This window comes from Pseudomonas sp. IT-P218, from assembly GCF_949767605.1.
Classification (GTDB): domain Bacteria; phylum Pseudomonadota; class Gammaproteobacteria; order Pseudomonadales; family Pseudomonadaceae; genus Aquipseudomonas; species Aquipseudomonas putida_AE.
On the sequence record NZ_CATKQQ010000005.1, the window covers coordinates 13,260 to 26,922 of the forward strand.

Annotated in this window: 17 protein-coding genes; 6 read left to right on the forward strand and 11 right to left on the reverse strand. The window is 62.1% G+C overall.

The window, feature by feature from the left end; translation table 11 throughout:
• Positions 1-45: 45 nt before the first annotated feature.
• The 4 genes from ACM6I6_RS03770 to ACM6I6_RS03785 form a co-directional block, all read right to left on the reverse strand.
• The gene (locus tag ACM6I6_RS03770) at positions 46-549 is read right to left on the reverse strand and encodes a universal stress protein (RefSeq protein ID WP_274075387.1); all 504 of its coding nucleotides are present in this window, start codon (positions 547-549) and stop codon (positions 46-48) included.
• A gap of 94 nt (positions 550-643) precedes the next feature.
• Entirely contained in the window at positions 644-1,549 is a 906-nt protein-coding gene (locus ACM6I6_RS03775; protein ID WP_274075388.1) for a 5'-nucleotidase, read from the reverse strand.
• A gap of 25 nt (positions 1,550-1,574) precedes the next feature.
• Positions 1,575-2,531 carry a putative 2-dehydropantoate 2-reductase gene (locus tag ACM6I6_RS03780; RefSeq protein WP_414919436.1) on the reverse strand — a complete coding sequence of 319 codons (957 nt, stop codon included), beginning with the start codon at positions 2,529-2,531 and terminating at the stop codon, positions 1,575-1,577.
• Positions 2,528-2,914: a thioredoxin family protein gene (locus ACM6I6_RS03785; RefSeq protein WP_323606808.1), complete on the reverse strand. Its 387-nt coding sequence runs from the start codon at positions 2,912-2,914 to the stop codon at positions 2,528-2,530. The genes ACM6I6_RS03780 and ACM6I6_RS03785 overlap by 4 nt, the downstream gene beginning before the upstream one ends.
• On the opposite strand from ACM6I6_RS03785, the gene ACM6I6_RS03790 reads away from it, so the two are divergent.
• Both ACM6I6_RS03790 and ACM6I6_RS03795 read left to right on the forward strand, forming a co-directional pair.
• Complete coding sequence (locus ACM6I6_RS03790) at positions 2,913-3,356, forward strand: PilZ domain-containing protein (protein ID WP_274075391.1); 444 nt, start codon at positions 2,913-2,915, stop codon at positions 3,354-3,356. The genes ACM6I6_RS03785 and ACM6I6_RS03790 overlap by 2 nt on opposite strands.
• A gap of 127 nt (positions 3,357-3,483) precedes the next feature.
• Complete coding sequence (locus tag ACM6I6_RS03795; RefSeq protein WP_274075392.1) at positions 3,484-4,560, forward strand: 3-deoxy-7-phosphoheptulonate synthase; 1,077 nt, start codon at positions 3,484-3,486, stop codon at positions 4,558-4,560.
• Between the two features lie 72 nt (positions 4,561-4,632).
• Here the strand turns inward: ACM6I6_RS03795 and ACM6I6_RS03800 are convergent, their stop codons facing one another.
• Both ACM6I6_RS03800 and ACM6I6_RS03805 read right to left on the reverse strand, forming a co-directional pair.
• A complete protein-coding gene (locus ACM6I6_RS03800; RefSeq protein ID WP_020800382.1) occupies positions 4,633-4,920 on the reverse strand; it encodes a GNAT family N-acetyltransferase in 288 nt (95 codons plus the stop codon).
• Between the two features lie 103 nt (positions 4,921-5,023).
• A complete protein-coding gene (locus ACM6I6_RS03805; RefSeq protein ID WP_274075393.1) occupies positions 5,024-5,335 on the reverse strand; it encodes a hypothetical protein in 312 nt (103 codons plus the stop codon).
• A gap of 224 nt (positions 5,336-5,559) precedes the next feature.
• On the opposite strand from ACM6I6_RS03805, the gene oprI reads away from it, so the two are divergent.
• Complete coding sequence (oprI, locus tag ACM6I6_RS03810) at positions 5,560-5,811, forward strand: outer membrane lipoprotei OprI (RefSeq protein WP_003183784.1); 252 nt, start codon at positions 5,560-5,562, stop codon at positions 5,809-5,811.
• A 124-nt stretch (positions 5,812-5,935) separates the two neighbouring features.
• On the opposite strand, the gene ACM6I6_RS03815 is transcribed toward oprI, so the two are convergent.
• The 3 genes from ACM6I6_RS03815 to ACM6I6_RS03825 form a co-directional block, all read right to left on the reverse strand.
• Positions 5,936-6,907 carry a L,D-transpeptidase family protein gene (locus ACM6I6_RS03815; RefSeq protein ID WP_274075394.1) on the reverse strand — a complete coding sequence of 324 codons (972 nt, stop codon included), beginning with the start codon at positions 6,905-6,907 and terminating at the stop codon, positions 5,936-5,938.
• A gap of 482 nt (positions 6,908-7,389) precedes the next feature.
• Complete coding sequence (locus tag ACM6I6_RS03820) at positions 7,390-7,683, reverse strand: hypothetical protein (protein WP_008055299.1); 294 nt, start codon at positions 7,681-7,683, stop codon at positions 7,390-7,392.
• Positions 7,684-7,739: 56 nt separating this feature from the next.
• Complete coding sequence (locus tag ACM6I6_RS03825; protein WP_406592570.1) at positions 7,740-8,345, reverse strand: arylesterase; 606 nt, start codon at positions 8,343-8,345, stop codon at positions 7,740-7,742.
• A gap of 10 nt (positions 8,346-8,355) precedes the next feature.
• Here ACM6I6_RS03825 and ACM6I6_RS03830 point away from each other — a divergent pair, with 10 nt between their 5' ends.
• Genes ACM6I6_RS03830 through greB form a run of 3 tightly spaced genes read left to right on the forward strand, consistent with a single transcriptional unit; the run spans position 8,356 to position 12,077 of the window.
• The gene (locus ACM6I6_RS03830; protein ID WP_274075396.1) at positions 8,356-9,039 is read left to right on the forward strand and encodes an ABC transporter ATP-binding protein; all 684 of its coding nucleotides are present in this window, start codon (positions 8,356-8,358) and stop codon (positions 9,037-9,039) included.
• Positions 9,039-11,543, forward strand: coding sequence for an ABC transporter permease (locus ACM6I6_RS03835; protein ID WP_414919437.1), 2,505 nt, complete (start codon positions 9,039-9,041; stop codon positions 11,541-11,543). The genes ACM6I6_RS03830 and ACM6I6_RS03835 overlap by 1 nt, the downstream gene beginning before the upstream one ends.
• A gap of 36 nt (positions 11,544-11,579) precedes the next feature.
• Positions 11,580-12,077 carry a transcription elongation factor GreB gene (gene greB, locus ACM6I6_RS03840; protein WP_274075398.1) on the forward strand — a complete coding sequence of 166 codons (498 nt, stop codon included), beginning with the start codon at positions 11,580-11,582 and terminating at the stop codon, positions 12,075-12,077.
• 32 nt (positions 12,078-12,109) lie between these two features.
• Here greB and ACM6I6_RS03845 read toward each other — a convergent pair whose 3' ends face one another.
• Positions 12,110-12,418 (reverse strand): class I SAM-dependent methyltransferase, encoded by a 309-nt coding sequence (locus tag ACM6I6_RS03845; protein WP_274075399.1) that lies wholly within the window; start codon positions 12,416-12,418, stop codon positions 12,110-12,112.
• A 273-nt stretch (positions 12,419-12,691) separates the two neighbouring features.
• Positions 12,692-13,663, reverse strand: a complete 972-nt coding sequence (locus ACM6I6_RS03850) for an XdhC family protein (protein ID WP_323606822.1) — start codon at positions 13,661-13,663, stop codon at positions 12,692-12,694.

Sequence of the window (13,663 nt, forward strand, 5' to 3'; positions counted from 1 at the left end):
AAGAATAAATCTAGAACTTTTTATCAAAAGGCCATTATTCGTGTTCTAGCGATCCCCTTGGCGACGACGTTGCACCAGCGGCACCAGGTAGACCGGCACCGTGGACAGTTGCAACACCCGAGCGGCGGTCCGGCCCAAAGGCGTTTCCGCCCCCGCACCATGGCTGTGACTACCGACGATCAGCAAATCCACCGAGAGTTTGTGCGCCTGGTCGAGGATCACCTGCGACGGATCACCCTGCAGCACCCGCACCGCCTTGATCCGCTCAAGGTCCTGCTCGCCCTCGTCGCCCAGCTCTTCGCGAAAATTGTCGAGCACCCGCTGCTCGATGCTGGCGATCACGGTGTTAAGACCCTGGCTATGGAATTCGTTCAACGCCTGCTCGTCGAGATAACTCTGCAGCACCGATTCGGCGAACAAGCCCATGGGTTCGACGGCGTGCACCACATACAGGTCGGCATTGAATGTTCGCGCCAATTCCAGGGCATGCTGCATCACCACAGGTGCATACAGCCCGAGGTCAGTGGCATACAGCATCGAACGAATCATATGACCTCCTCGCGTGCCAACATGGCGGAGATTGATTCAGCTTAGCAGTGCCTTGGCGAGTACGACGTCCGGCGTAACACGTTGAACGGCGGGCTTAAACCTTTTGCTCGTTGCTTATGCCATGTGGCACATGGCCGGTGGCGACCACTTCGCGGGCCAACTCGCAATGGCCGGCCTGATCGTCGAAAAACACGTCCGCGGCGAAGGCTTCAAGGAAGGCCGACTTGGTCAGTCCACCGAGGAACAGCGATTCATCCAGGCGAATATCCCACTCGCGCAACGTGCGGATCACCCGTTCATGGGCCGGCGCCGAGCGCGCCGTGACCAGTGCCGTGCGAATCGGACAGGCGTCATCCGGGAATTCGCGCTGCAACAGATTAAGGGCGGCGAGGAAGCCCTTGAACGGCCCCCCGCGCAAGGGCTCGCGGGCCGCTTCGCGTTCGCTGGCCTGGAACGCTTCCAGGCCCCCGGCTTGATAGACGCGTTCGGACTCGTCGGAAAACAGTACGGCATCACCGTCAAAAGCAATGCGCAGTTCATCGCTGGCCGCACGGCTGGCGCCACCGGACAGAATGGTCGCCGCGGCGAACCCGGCGTCCAGCGCACTGCGCACGTCTTCGGCGTGGGTTGAGAGAAACAGGTCGCAGCCAAAGGCCTTGAGGTAGGGATATGGACTGCGCCCGCCGACAAATGCCGCACGGGAAATCGCCAGGCCATAGTGGTGGATCGAGTTGAACACACGCAGGCCGGTGTCGGCGCTGTTGCGCGACACCAGGATCACCTCGACCCGGGCGCGGCCCAGGTGGGCATTGAGGGCGAGGAGTTTCTGCACCAGCGGGAAGGCGTCACCGGGCTCGAGGATTTCGTCTTCGTGCTCGATCTGATATTGCCGGTAGGCCTCGACGCCACTCGACAGATAGACCTTGTGGCTTTCACTCAGGTCGAACAACGCTCGCGACGAAATCGCCAGCACCAGCTTGTCGTCTATGGTCTTTGGCATCCCCTTCCCCCTCCGATTGATCGACTCAGGTATTACGTCGATCGATGAAACTCAAGCTGCGATACATCGCCTCGATGCGCGGCATGTCACAGCCGACGGCCTTCGCCGCTGCCAGTGGCCGGGCATATATGGCCTCCAGTTCCAGCGGCCGCTTGTGCAGAAAGTCGTGGTACATGCTGGGCCAGTAGTCGGGCATTCGCTGCGTCACCTGCAAAAGCTGCTCGGCATAACTGGCTGGCACTTCGTGACCGCAGGCGTTTGCGCCCTGGATCACTTCGGCCATCAGCGACCGGATCAACTCATGGCTGTCGGCATCGGCCATCAGCGGCGTAGTGCTCGCCCCGAGCAGCACGGACAGGCCGTTGTACGGGATATTCCAGACCAGTTTCTGCCAGCGCGCCTGGTGCAGGTTCGCCATGGCCTGGGCGTCAATGCCGGCCGCACGGAACAGCCCAACCCCCTCCTCGACAATGGCCGCACGTTCAGGCTGACCCGGCGCCGGCCCGCTGTGATAGCCGACATGCACCGCCCCCAGCGCCTGATGGGTAATGACCCCCGGCCCCTGGCGATGCACGCAGATATAGCAGAGCCCGCCCAGCACATGCAGAGCGTCGGGCAGCTGTTCACGCAGGTCGTCTTCGACATCCAGGCCATTTTGCAACAGCAGCACCCTGGCATTCGGCGCGGCGGCCTGCACGATGGCCGGCGCGAGGTCGCGGTTACTGGTGGTTTTTGCGCCAACCAGCAACCAGTCGCAGGGTGGCATGTCTTCGGCCGCCGAATAGGCCTGCACCGGATTCAGCGTCAGCGCGCCATGTACCGCGCTGTGCAGCTGCAACCCGCGCTCGGCCACCGCGGCAAACTCACTGCGCAACAGAAAATGCACATCGAACCCGGCCTGCGCCAGCATCACCCCGTAGAACCCGCCGATGGCACCGGTCCCGATTATGCCGATTCTCGGCTTGGCAACTGCTCCCGTCATGGCAACTCCTCTGCTGTTCTACTGAGCGCCTGCCCCAAGGCCGTGTTCAGCTCGGTGCGGGTCAAGCGCGACTTTAGTGCCCCGAAGAATTCGCCGTCGCGTACGACAAACAGTGCCGGCAAGTGAAAGACCTGATAACGCTCGACCACCCCGCCATTGTTGCCAGCGTCGATCCAGCACAATCGATCGACATCCAGATCGAGCGCAGGCAGCTGCTCGCGGGCAAAACGGCAACTGGCGCAGCCGACACTGGTGAAAATCACCAGCGATACGCCGTTCATTGCCAGCAGCCGTTGGTCGGCGTCGAAATCGGTCAGTTCCAATTCGACCACTATACTGGGGGAAACAATGTCAGATGGCCGACACATGGAGTCCGTGCTCATGGGACGTTTTCTTCCTCATCCTGACGATATACCTGTCGAGTTGACGTTGCTCAAACCTGAGTGCATCTCCCGCCAACAGCTGCACACTATCAGCCTCGGGGGCATGGCTTGCAATTATCACCGCGCCTGGCGCCACGGTACGGCGCTGCAGGTACGCATGCCAAGCCTGAACCCGGACCTGTGTTTCCTGGGCTACGTGGCCTGGTGCCTGCGGCGCAAGCGCGGCTACCTGGTCGGCATCGCCTTCGTCGACGAACAGACGCTTTTCAGTGCCCGCATGGGCGAGCAGGTGTGCCAGATCGAGCGCTACTGCCGTCAACATGATGCCCACAACGATCTGCAGGATATCCAGGCCCTGGCCCTCGAGTGGGTCCAGCAGCATGCCGACGAGTTCTCCCACGACACGGTTCGCAAGGCTTTTGCACAGGCTGTGCTGGATTAAACCGGGCCAGCCCATTGTCGAGCCACGGTGTAACGCGCTAAGGTTCCGTTCCCCGACGCGCTTAATTTGCTGTGCTCCGCCGCGCGGGTTCGCTGGCGGCCGGCACCCGTGACCTGACGAGTAAACGATGGCTGATTTACCGATCAACGACCTAAACGTCGCTTCCAACGAGACGCTGATCACTCCCGACCAGCTCAAGCGTGATATCCCCCTGAGCGATGCCGCCCTGCGCACCGTCACCAAGGGCCGCGAAGTCATTCGCAATATTCTGGATGGCACCGACCATCGCCTGTTCGTGGTCATCGGGCCCTGCTCGATCCACGACATCAAGGCGGCCCACGAGTACGCCGAGCGCCTGAAGGTTCTTGCGGCGGAAGTGTCCGATACCCTGTATCTGGTCATGCGCGTGTATTTCGAGAAGCCACGCACCACCGTTGGCTGGAAAGGCTTGATCAACGACCCGTACCTCGACGACTCGTTCAAGATCCAGGATGGTCTGCATATCGGTCGCCAACTGTTGCTGGACCTGGCCGAAATGGGCCTGCCGACCGCCACCGAGGCGCTCGACCCGATCTCCCCGCAATACCTGCAGGACCTGATCAGCTGGTCGGCCATCGGCGCGCGCACCACCGAATCCCAGACTCACCGGGAAATGGCCTCCGGCCTGTCCTCGGCCGTCGGCTTCAAGAACGGCACCGATGGCGGCCTGACCGTAGCGATCAACGCCCTGCAATCGGTTTCCAGCCCGCACCGCTTCCTGGGCATCAACCAGGAAGGTGGCGTGTCGATCGTCACCACCAAGGGCAATGCCTACGGTCACGTGGTACTGCGCGGCGGCAACGGCAAGCCAAACTACGATTCGGTCAGCGTCGCCCTCTGCGAGCAGGCACTGAACAAGGCGAAGATCAAGCCCAACATCATGGTCGATTGCAGCCACGCCAACTCCAACAAGGACCCGGCCCTGCAACCGCTGGTGATGGAAAACGTCGCCAACCAGATCCTCGAAGGCAACCAGTCGATCATCGGCCTGATGGTCGAAAGCCACCTGAACTGGGGCTGCCAGGCCATTCCGAAAGACCTCGCCGACCTGCAATACGGCGTGTCGATCACCGATGCCTGCATTGACTGGACGGCCACCGAGAACACCTTGCGCAGCATGCATGCCAAGCTCAAGGAAGTGCTGCCAAAACGCGAGCGCACCTGACCGACGCTTGTCGCAGACAAAAAAACGCCGGGCTGAGCCCGGCGTTTTTTTATGCATCCGATTCGTTGCAGGTCACTGGCTCAGCTTGGCAGCATGACGCTGGTGACGCTCCATGTAGCGCTCGACGTAGGAGCACGAGGGAATGACGGTATAGCCCATTTCCTCGGCGTACTGCAGCGCCTGTTCGGTCAGGGCCGCGGCGATGCCGCGACCGCGCAATGCGTTGGGCACAAACGTGCGATAGATATCCAGGGTCTGTTTCCCCAGATCCATATAGGTCAGGTAGGCACGATGACCGTCCACATTGGTCTCGAATTGATGACCAGCCTGGTCATGGTGGATGGACAACGCCTCGCTCATCACTACTCCTCGCGGGTCTGGATTTCTGACCCCTACCTTACCGATGTTTTTCCGGCGAAGGAACAACTACGCCACCCCGTGCCTGAATCGACACCGAGAAAAGCTACACCGATCTCGCGCAACCGAGCACGTACAAATAGTAGGCGCCATTGGCAGAAATGCTCAAGGTTCGCTCGTCATCATGCTGGTTGGCGGGTGCTGCTGTGGATAACGCAGGAACAGCTCGACCGAGGGTCTTGCAGCGGTCGGTAGCCTGAACATTGCCGGATGTTGAGACATAAGACGAGCGCCCCTCGTTAAAGTCACCTGTAACATGGAGAAAGATATGAGAGACGCCACGCAAATTCCGAACAAAAGTGTAGACGAATGCATCTAGATGGACTTTAGCCAAGACCGCAAAAAGAGCTTTGGGCATGGGGAACTTTTCCTTGGCGGCTCGCTCATCTCGGGCCTTCTAGCTGGATATTTTTTATACAACGCAGTTAAAAGTTGCTCGAAAAAGAATCAACGCCTACAATTTTTTTTGCTTCTTGCTTCACGTCAGTTTACTTACGACAAGTAATGGGTAGTATGTACGCCGGCTATTTCCTCACTCGGAGGAGACAGCCACTTACTAGAAAGTCCTTGAAGGGGAACACGATGAACAACGTTCTGAAATTCTCTGCTCTGGCTCTGGCCGCAGTTCTGGCTACCGGTTGCAGCAGCGCATCGAAAGAAACCGAAGCACGTCTGACCGCTACTGAAGACGCAGCAGCTCGCTCCCAGGCTCGTGCAGACGAAGCTTACCGTAAAGCTGATGAAGCTCTGGCTGCTGCTCAAAAAGCACAACAGACTGCTGACGAAGCTAACGAGCGTGCTCTGCGCATGCTGGAAAAAGCTAGCCGCAAGTAATAGTCCTTCGGGATTATTATCAAGCCGACCCATTTTTTGGGTCGGCTTTTTTATTGCCTGCTGTTTCCTGCAGCCAATAAAAAACCCGCCGACGCGGCCTGCGTCGGCGGGTTTGTTTCAGGCATTACTGCAGCGGATCGATCGGTGCACTCGTCACCATCGGCGCGGTCGTGTTCGGCACGCCGATTTCCACCGGCAGGCCATCTTCGGCCGCGACAACATCACGTACCACATCCCAGTTCATGCGCAGGTTGTTGGTGATGTCTTCACGCTTGAGCATCGCGTTGATCACGGCAGTGTGCTTGTCGACCACCGACGGGTTGCCCTTGTCGTCCAGCGGTGTGTGCGCTTCCAGGTAAACCTTGCCGCCACTCACGCCGAACTTGTAGGAATCGTTGATGATCCGCACGGACGTCCCGACCGGCACCATGCCCGCCATCTCCAGCACGTTGTTGTTGAACATGCGGAAGCAGCCGTGGCTGGTGCGCATGCCGATGCCGAACTTCTTGTTCGAACCGTGGATCAGGTAGCCTGGAGTCCCCAGGGTGAACTTGAACGGCCCCAGGGGGTTGTCCGGGCCGGCCGGCACCACATTTGGCAGCGGATCACCATCAGCGGCGTGCTCGGCCTTGATCGACGCCGGAGGCGTCCAGGTCGGGTTCGGCGTCTTGGCGATGATGCTGGTGTGGGCAATCGGCGAGCCCCAGCCTTCACGGCCGATCCCCAGCGGGAAGGTGTAGACCACGTTCTTGCCTTTCGGGAAGTAGTAGAGGCGGTACTCGGCCAGGTTGATGACAATGCCTTCACGCGGGCCCGGCGGCAGGATGAAGCGGGTCGGCAGCACGATTTCAGTGCCGGCGCCAGGCAGCCATGGATCGACGCCAGGGTTGGCCGCGACCATTTCCGAATAACCCAGGTCGTAGGTCGTGCCCAGGTCGGCGAAGGTGTCTTCGTACTTGGCCTGGATAACTTGCACCTGACCGACGATGTCTTCACCAGGCGGTGGCAGGGGTAGCTCCAATGCTGCGACGGGACCCGCTACACAGAGGGCGGCAAGTGTCAGGCAGCGGGTGACGGCGGGAAAGCGCGGCAACATCCGGAAAATCCTTTGCATGATCGACAGAGGGTATAAGAACGCGATTGTACACCGCCGGCCGTTATTTCGGGGAGGTCGCGGTAGTGCAGGCGATGCAAGGCATTTCCTGGCGGCCTGTTGTTTGTTGATGGAGTACATATCCATTACTGCGGTAACGGCCGTCTATGGCTTGCCTCTTACCTGTAGGAGCTGGCTTGTCGGGTCGCCGCATCGCAGCGATGGTCGTCAACGATGACGTGCGCTGTCTGAATGAATGCGGTGTCCAGACGTTTTTCGCGAGCAAGCTCGCTCCTACAGTTTGATCGGAGTACATCTACAGGAGATGGGTCGGCTATGAGGCCGCCATCGCCAGCAAGCCGGCTCCTACAGTTGAGCGGAGTACATCTACAGGAGATGGGTCGGCCATGAGGCCGCCTTCGCTGGCAAGCCAGCTCCTACAGGGTTTTCACCCGCCAACGAAGCCGCCGTCACCGCAGAAAGGATCAAAGCTCGAACCGCAACTCCGGCCAGATTGGCGACGTGCCGCGCTTCTGCGATTCAAGAATGGCCCGGCACAACGAGCACAGGCGCTGGTCCTGGAACACCCGGCGGTCGACGTTCGACCAGCGCGGCTGAGCCGGCAGCAGACTGCCGCACAGGGTCCGGTCCGCCGAGCCGCCCAGCTCCAGTTGTCGGGTCACCAGGTGTACCCGCACTTCCTGGCAGGCGAACAGATCCAGCTGTTCGTCAGGCTCGATCAGTTGATAGGCATAAAGTGACCAGGCAGAACGCGGCATCGGGGGCTCCAAATCGGGGGCGCCACCTTAGCCGAAAGCCTGCTCCTAGAAAAGTGTCATAACAGCGGTTTTAGCGTAGGCCAGACATTTTCCAGCAACTTGTCCTGGGCCCCGGCTGCCGGGTGTATGCCATCGGCCTGCATCAGGTCCGGATGACCGCCCACGCCGTCGAGGAAAAACGGTACCAGCGGGATTTTTTTCTCATCGGCCAGGTTGCTGTAAACCTCAGTGAAGGCCTTGGTGTAGCGAGCGCCGTAATTGGGCGGCAATTGCATGCCGAGCAGCAGCACCTTGGCGCCCGCCTGCTGGGACTGCTGAATCATCGACGCAAGATTTTGTTGCAATTGCGATGGCAGCAGTCCGCGCAGGCCGTCATTGCCCCCCAACTCCAGGATCACCAGATCCGGCTTATGCTCTGCAAGCAGCGCCGGCAGGCGTGCCTGGCCTCCGGCGCTGGTGTCGCCGCTGATGGACGCATTGACCACCTTATCGTCGAAACCTTCGCGCTTGAGCCGCTGCTCGAGCAACGACACCCACCCCAAGCGGGTATCCAGCCCGAAACCGGCGCTGATACTATCGCCAACGATCAGGACTGTACCCGCCGCTGCGTTCTGGGCCATGCACATCAAGGCCAGGCCAGCACTCAAAAACCACACACGCATCGGATTCTCCATGGGCGCAAGCATTCTCACCGCGAAGAACCTCAGCAAAGTGGTCCCTAGCGCGGAAGGTGAACTGACTATCCTGCACGAACTCAGCCTGGAACTGAACAAGGGCGACAGCCTGGCCATCGTCGGCGCCTCCGGTTCCGGCAAATCCACCCTCCTCGGCCTGCTCGCCGGCCTCGACTTGCCAAGCAGCGGCGAAGTCACCCTCGCCGGCCAGGGCCTGAGCAACCTCGACGAAGACCAGCGCGCACGCATCCGTGCCGAGCATGTGGGCTTCGTCTTCCAGTCGTTCCAACTGCTCGACAGTCTCAACGCCCTGGAAAACGTCATGCTGCCGCTGGAGCTCGATGGCCGCCAGGATGCCCGCGGCCGCGCCACCGAGCTGTTGCAGCGGGTTGGCTTGGGGCAACGCCTGACCCACTCGCCACGCCAGCTCTCCGGTGGTGAACAGCAGCGCGTGGCGATTGCCCGCGCGTTTGCCGCCGAACCCGATGTGCTGTTCGCCGACGAGCCCACCGGCAACCTCGACAGTCACACCGGCGAGCGCATCAGCGACCTGCTGTTCGAACTCAACCAGGAGCGCGGCACGACCCTGGTGCTGGTGACCCACGATGAACGCCTGGCACACCGCTGCCGGCGCCTGATCCGTCTTGAAGCCGGCCTGCTGGTCGCCCCCCTGGAGCCTTGATGGCACGTCTGCCGCTGTTGCGCCTGTTCAGTCTCGCCGTCCGCCAGTTGCTGCGCGACGCCCGCGCCGGTGAATTGCGCGTGTTGTTCTTCGCCCTGGTCGTGGCCGTGGCGGCAAGTACCGCCATCGGTTACTTCGGCGCCCGCCTCAATGGCGCGATGATGCTGCGCGCCACCGAGTTTCTCGGCGCCGACCTGCTGCTCGAAGGCAGTTCGCCAGCACGCCCCGAACAGACCAGGAGCGGCACCGAGCTGGGCCTGCAGCATGCGCAAGTGGTGGAGTTCTCCAGCGTCATCGCCACCGACAACGGCATCCAGCTCTCCAGTATCAAAGCCGCCGACGACGTCTACCCACTGCGCGGCGTACTGAAAAGCGCCCCTGAGCCTTTCGCCCCGGAAGAACCCGGCGGCGGGCCGAAACCCGGTGAGGCCTGGGTCGAGGCACGATTGCTGACGGCGCTGGACCTGAAGATCGGCGACAGCATCGACGTCGGCATGAAAACCCTGAAGCTGGCACGAGTGCTGACCTACGAGCCCGATCGCGCCGGCAATTTCTACAGCCTGACGCCGCGGGTGTTGATCAACCTCGGTGACCTGCAGGCGACTGGCGTGGTGCAACCCGGCAGTCGGGTCAGCTACCGCGAGCTCTGGCGCGGCGATGCAGCGGCGCTGGAAACCTATCGTCAACTGATCAAGCCCGGCCTGGCGGCCAACCAGCGGATCCAGGATGCCCGCGATGGCAACCGGCAGATTGGCGGCGCCCTGGGCAAGGCCGAGCGCTACCTGAACATGGCCAGCCTGGTGGCGGTGCTGCTGGCCGGGGTGGCCGTGGCGTTGTCGGCGACTCGCTTCGCCACTCGCCGCTTCGATGCCAGCGCGCTGTTGCGTTGCCTTGGCCTGTCCCGTCGGGAAACCATGGTGTTGTTCAGCTTGCAACTGACCGTGCTCGGCCTGCTCGCCAGCCTCAGTGGCGCCGTCATCGGCTGGCTGGCGCAGCTGGGACTGTTTGCCCTGCTGCATGACTTGCTGCCGACCGACGTGCCACCGGGCGGCCTGTTCCCCGCCATCGCCGGGATTGGTACCGGGCTGGTAGCCCTGGCCGGTTTTGCCCTGCCGCCGCTGGCGGCATTGGGTCGGGTTCCGCCCTTGCGTGTATTGCGCCGGGACCTGCTGCCGATTCCCTCCAGCACCTGGATGGTCTACGGCGCCGCATTGGGCGCCCTCGGGCTGATCATGTGGCGCCTGAGCCTGGACCTGGTACTGACCTTCGCCCTGCTCGGTGGCGGCGTGGTCGCGGCACTGGTACTGGGCGGCCTGCTGTTGCTGCTGTTGAAAAGCCTGCGCCGCCTGCTGGCCCGCGCCTCCCTGCCGTGGCGCCTGGGGCTGGGCCAGTTGCTGCGCCACCCATTGGCAGCCGCTGGGCAGGCCCTGGCATTCGGCCTGATCCTGCTGTCGATGGCGTTGATCGCCCTACTGCGCGGCGAGTTGCTGGACACCTGGCAGAACCAGCTACCGAAGAACGCACCGAACTATTTTGCCCTGAACATCCTGCCGGCGGACAAGCAGGCGTTCACCGATCGCCTGATCGCGTTGTCGGCGAAATCGGCGCCACTGTATCCGGTAGTCCCGGGGCGGCTGATCAGCATCAACGGCGAACCGGTGCAGCAAATCGTCACCAAGGAATCGGCCGGTGACCGGGCCATCCAGCGTGACCTGAGCCTGACCTGGGCGGCCGACCTGCCTGAGGGCAACACGATCACCGCCGGCAACTGGTGGCCGCAGCCGCCGCCGGATGAAATCCCCGGCGTGTCGGTGGAGGGCAAGGTCGCCGAAAGCCTGAAGCTCAAGCTCGGCGATCATCTGGTCTTTACCGTGGGCGGGGCCAATCGCGAGGCCAAAGTCACCAGCCTGCGGGAGATCAACTGGGACAACTTCCAGCCGAACTTCTTCATGATCTTCCAGCCCGGCACCTTGAAGGATCTGCCGGCCACCTACCTGACCAGCTTCTATCTGGCGGCGGGGCATGACCAGCAGATCGTCGACCTGTCGCGCAGTTTTCCGGCGGTGACGATCCTGCAGGTCGAGGCGTTGCTGGCGCAACTGCGCAGCATCCTCGCCCAGGTCACCCTGGCGGTGGAGTACGTGTTGTTGTTCGTGCTGGCGGCGGGCATGGCGGTGCTGTTCTCAGGTTTGCAGGCGACGCTGGATGAACGCATCCGCCAGGGCGCGCTGCTGCGAGCGCTGGGGGCCGAACGGCAACTGCTGGTGAAGGCGCGACGTATCGAGTTCGGCTTGCTGGGTGCGGTCAGCGGCTTGCTGGCGGCGCTGGGCTCGGAAGTCGTCAGCCTGGTGCTCTACCGATACGCCTTTGACCTGCCCTGGCATCCGCATCCGTGGCTGCTGGTGCTGCCGTTGATCGGCGCCGTGCTGATCGGTGGCGCCGGCGTGTTCGGCACCCGGCGCGCCTTGAACGCCAGCCCCCTGACAGTCCTGCGCGAGGGTTGATAGACTCAGGCGCTCCTGATTCGAAGAAAAGTTGCCATGAGCCGTTATCGCCCTCCCCGTTCCGCCGGCACCGCGCTGATCACCCCCGAAGGTGAAGCGCGGATGCGCGCCGAGTTTCATGAACTGTGGCACGTCCGCCGCCCCCAGGTGACGCAAGCGGTCAGCGAAGCGGCAGCCCAGGGCGATCGCTCGGAAAACGCCGAGTACACCTACGGCAAAAAGATGTTGCGCGAGATCGACAGCCGCGTGCGCTTCCTGACCAAACGCCTGGAAGCACTCAAGGTCGTCAGTGAAAAACCCAGCGACCCGAACAAGGTGTATTTCGGCGCCTGGGTCACGATCGAGGACGAGGACGGCAAGGAGTCGCGCTATCGCATCGTCGGGCCGGATGAGCTGGATTTGAAACAGGGCCTGATCAGCATTGACTCGCCATTGGCCCGCGCGCTGATCGGCAAGGCACTGGACGCCGAAGTACGGGTCCAGACACCTACGGGTGAGCAGTGTGTGTATATCGTGGCGATCGAGTATCTATGAGCCGCAGCGCCATGAGCCTCAGCGACGGGTAATCAGCGACGGGTAATCAGCCCTTGCCGGGCGACGCGGGTCAGTTGCCGGATCATTTCAGGGGCGTCTTCGACGCTGGGCGACTGAATCACCGCCAGGTCGAAACTGTCCGTGGCAAAGCGCGCCAGGGATTCACCGTCTTCGACAAACTGGATCAGGAAGGCGGCGGGCCCACCGGTACGCCGTGGCCAGCCATCGAGGTAACGCAGGAGCGTCGGCTGATGTTTGCCGCCAAGCAGGATTTTTGGATTGCGCTGGGTGAGATGTGCCGTGATCGGCGCAGGACGTACAACGGGGTTTAGTGCATTCATCGTGTCGTGTCTCTGCCTCAAAAAGTCTGCATGGCAGGTGAGAGGCAACACCGAACCAGCGCTTTAGCGGTATTTCGAAGCCTGCTTCAAGCTTCTGTCGGCAACTGAATGAAGTCACCTGGCGCCCCGCAAGTAGCTGTTTAAATCGGCGCATGGGCAGCATCCTAGAGAAGCTGACCGGACAGTGTCAAGAATGACGCCCAACAAAAAAGGCTCGTCCAATCCAGCGACGAGCCTTGTTCTAAACCAGCCTTGCCCCTGACAGGGCCTGCATCAGAGGCGATCGCGAGCGATCCCGCTGCGAATGCGCAGGATATCGGCGAGCACCGCCAGGGCGATTTCCGCCGGGGTCTTGCTGCCCAGGTTCAGCCCGATGGGCGCATGGATCCGCGCCAGTTGCGCCTCCTCCAGCCCACCAATGCGCCGCAGCCGTTCGAAACGCTTTTGCGAAGTCTGCAGGGAGCCCATCACGCCGATGTAGAACGCGTCGGTGCGCACCGCTTCCATCATCGCCAGGTCATCGATGCGCGGATCGTGGGTCAGCGCCACCACCGCCGTGTCGCTGTGGCAGCCGCCGTCGGCGATGAACACCGACGGCAGTTGACGACGAATTTCCACGTTGTCCAGCACCACGCCTTCCAGCACTTCGTCCCGCGGATCGCACAGGATCACCTCGAAACCCAGGCCCACGGCAAACTCCGCGCAGGCCTGCGCCACACTGGAATAACCGGCCAGCAACAGGCGCTGCGCCGCGCCGATGCGCAGCCTGACGCGATCGATCTCGCGTTCGACGCGTACGCCCTGCTCGCGATCATCCAACAGACTGCGCGCGCCGCTGGCCAGGTCGACTTCACGGATCAGCCGACGCCGGCCCAACAGCGCCGACTCCAGCTCCCGCAGATGCGCCTGCACCTCACAGACCGGCTCAAGCTTCTCCACCAGCACATCGAGCACACCGCCGCAGGGCAGGCTGACCCGCGAGCGCGGGTCATCGCCTTCGCCGTAGCGCACGACGCTGACCGGTTGCTCGAATGCACCTTCGCCGACGCGCGCGAGGAAGTCTTCCTCGACACAGCCGCCGGACAAAGATCCGATCCACTGCCCGCCGGCATTCACCGCCAGCAACGAACCCGGCGCCCGGGGCGCCGAGCCGTAGGTGGCAAGCACAGTGCACAGCCAGACACGCTGCCCGCCTATCGACCACGCCAGCGCCCGCCGCACCACCTGCAGATCCAGATGCTGCAT

Coding starts and splice junctions, on each gene's coding strand:
- ACM6I6_RS03770 (WP_274075387.1), bottom strand. CDS start 549: ATGATTCGTTCGATGCTGTATGCCACTGACCTCGGGCTGTATGCACCT.
- ACM6I6_RS03775 (WP_274075388.1), bottom strand. CDS start 1,549: ATGCCAAAGACCATAGACGACAAGCTGGTGCTGGCGATTTCGTCGCGA.
- ACM6I6_RS03780 (WP_414919436.1), bottom strand. CDS start 2,531: ATGACGGGAGCAGTTGCCAAGCCGAGAATCGGCATAATCGGGACCGGT.
- ACM6I6_RS03790 (WP_274075391.1), top strand. CDS start 2,913: ATGGGACGTTTTCTTCCTCATCCTGACGATATACCTGTCGAGTTGACG.
- ACM6I6_RS03785 (WP_323606808.1), bottom strand. CDS start 2,914: ATGAGCACGGACTCCATGTGTCGGCCATCTGACATTGTTTCCCCCAGT.
- ACM6I6_RS03795 (WP_274075392.1), top strand. CDS start 3,484: ATGGCTGATTTACCGATCAACGACCTAAACGTCGCTTCCAACGAGACG.
- ACM6I6_RS03800 (WP_020800382.1), bottom strand. CDS start 4,920: ATGAGCGAGGCGTTGTCCATCCACCATGACCAGGCTGGTCATCAATTC.
- ACM6I6_RS03805 (WP_274075393.1), bottom strand. CDS start 5,335: ATGCCCAAAGCTCTTTTTGCGGTCTTGGCTAAAGTCCATCTAGATGCA.
- oprI (WP_003183784.1), top strand. CDS start 5,560: ATGAACAACGTTCTGAAATTCTCTGCTCTGGCTCTGGCCGCAGTTCTG.
- ACM6I6_RS03815 (WP_274075394.1), bottom strand. CDS start 6,907: ATGTTGCCGCGCTTTCCCGCCGTCACCCGCTGCCTGACACTTGCCGCC.
- ACM6I6_RS03820 (WP_008055299.1), bottom strand. CDS start 7,683: ATGCCGCGTTCTGCCTGGTCACTTTATGCCTATCAACTGATCGAGCCT.
- ACM6I6_RS03825 (WP_406592570.1), bottom strand. CDS start 8,345: ATGCGTGTGTGGTTTTTGAGTGCTGGCCTGGCCTTGATGTGCATGGCC.
- ACM6I6_RS03830 (WP_274075396.1), top strand. CDS start 8,356: ATGGGCGCAAGCATTCTCACCGCGAAGAACCTCAGCAAAGTGGTCCCT.
- ACM6I6_RS03835 (WP_414919437.1), top strand. CDS start 9,039: ATGGCACGTCTGCCGCTGTTGCGCCTGTTCAGTCTCGCCGTCCGCCAG.
- greB (WP_274075398.1), top strand. CDS start 11,580: ATGAGCCGTTATCGCCCTCCCCGTTCCGCCGGCACCGCGCTGATCACC.
- ACM6I6_RS03845 (WP_274075399.1), bottom strand. CDS start 12,418: ATGAATGCACTAAACCCCGTTGTACGTCCTGCGCCGATCACGGCACAT.
- ACM6I6_RS03850 (WP_323606822.1), bottom strand. CDS start 13,663: ATGCAGCATCTGGATCTGCAGGTGGTGCGGCGGGCGCTGGCGTGGTCG.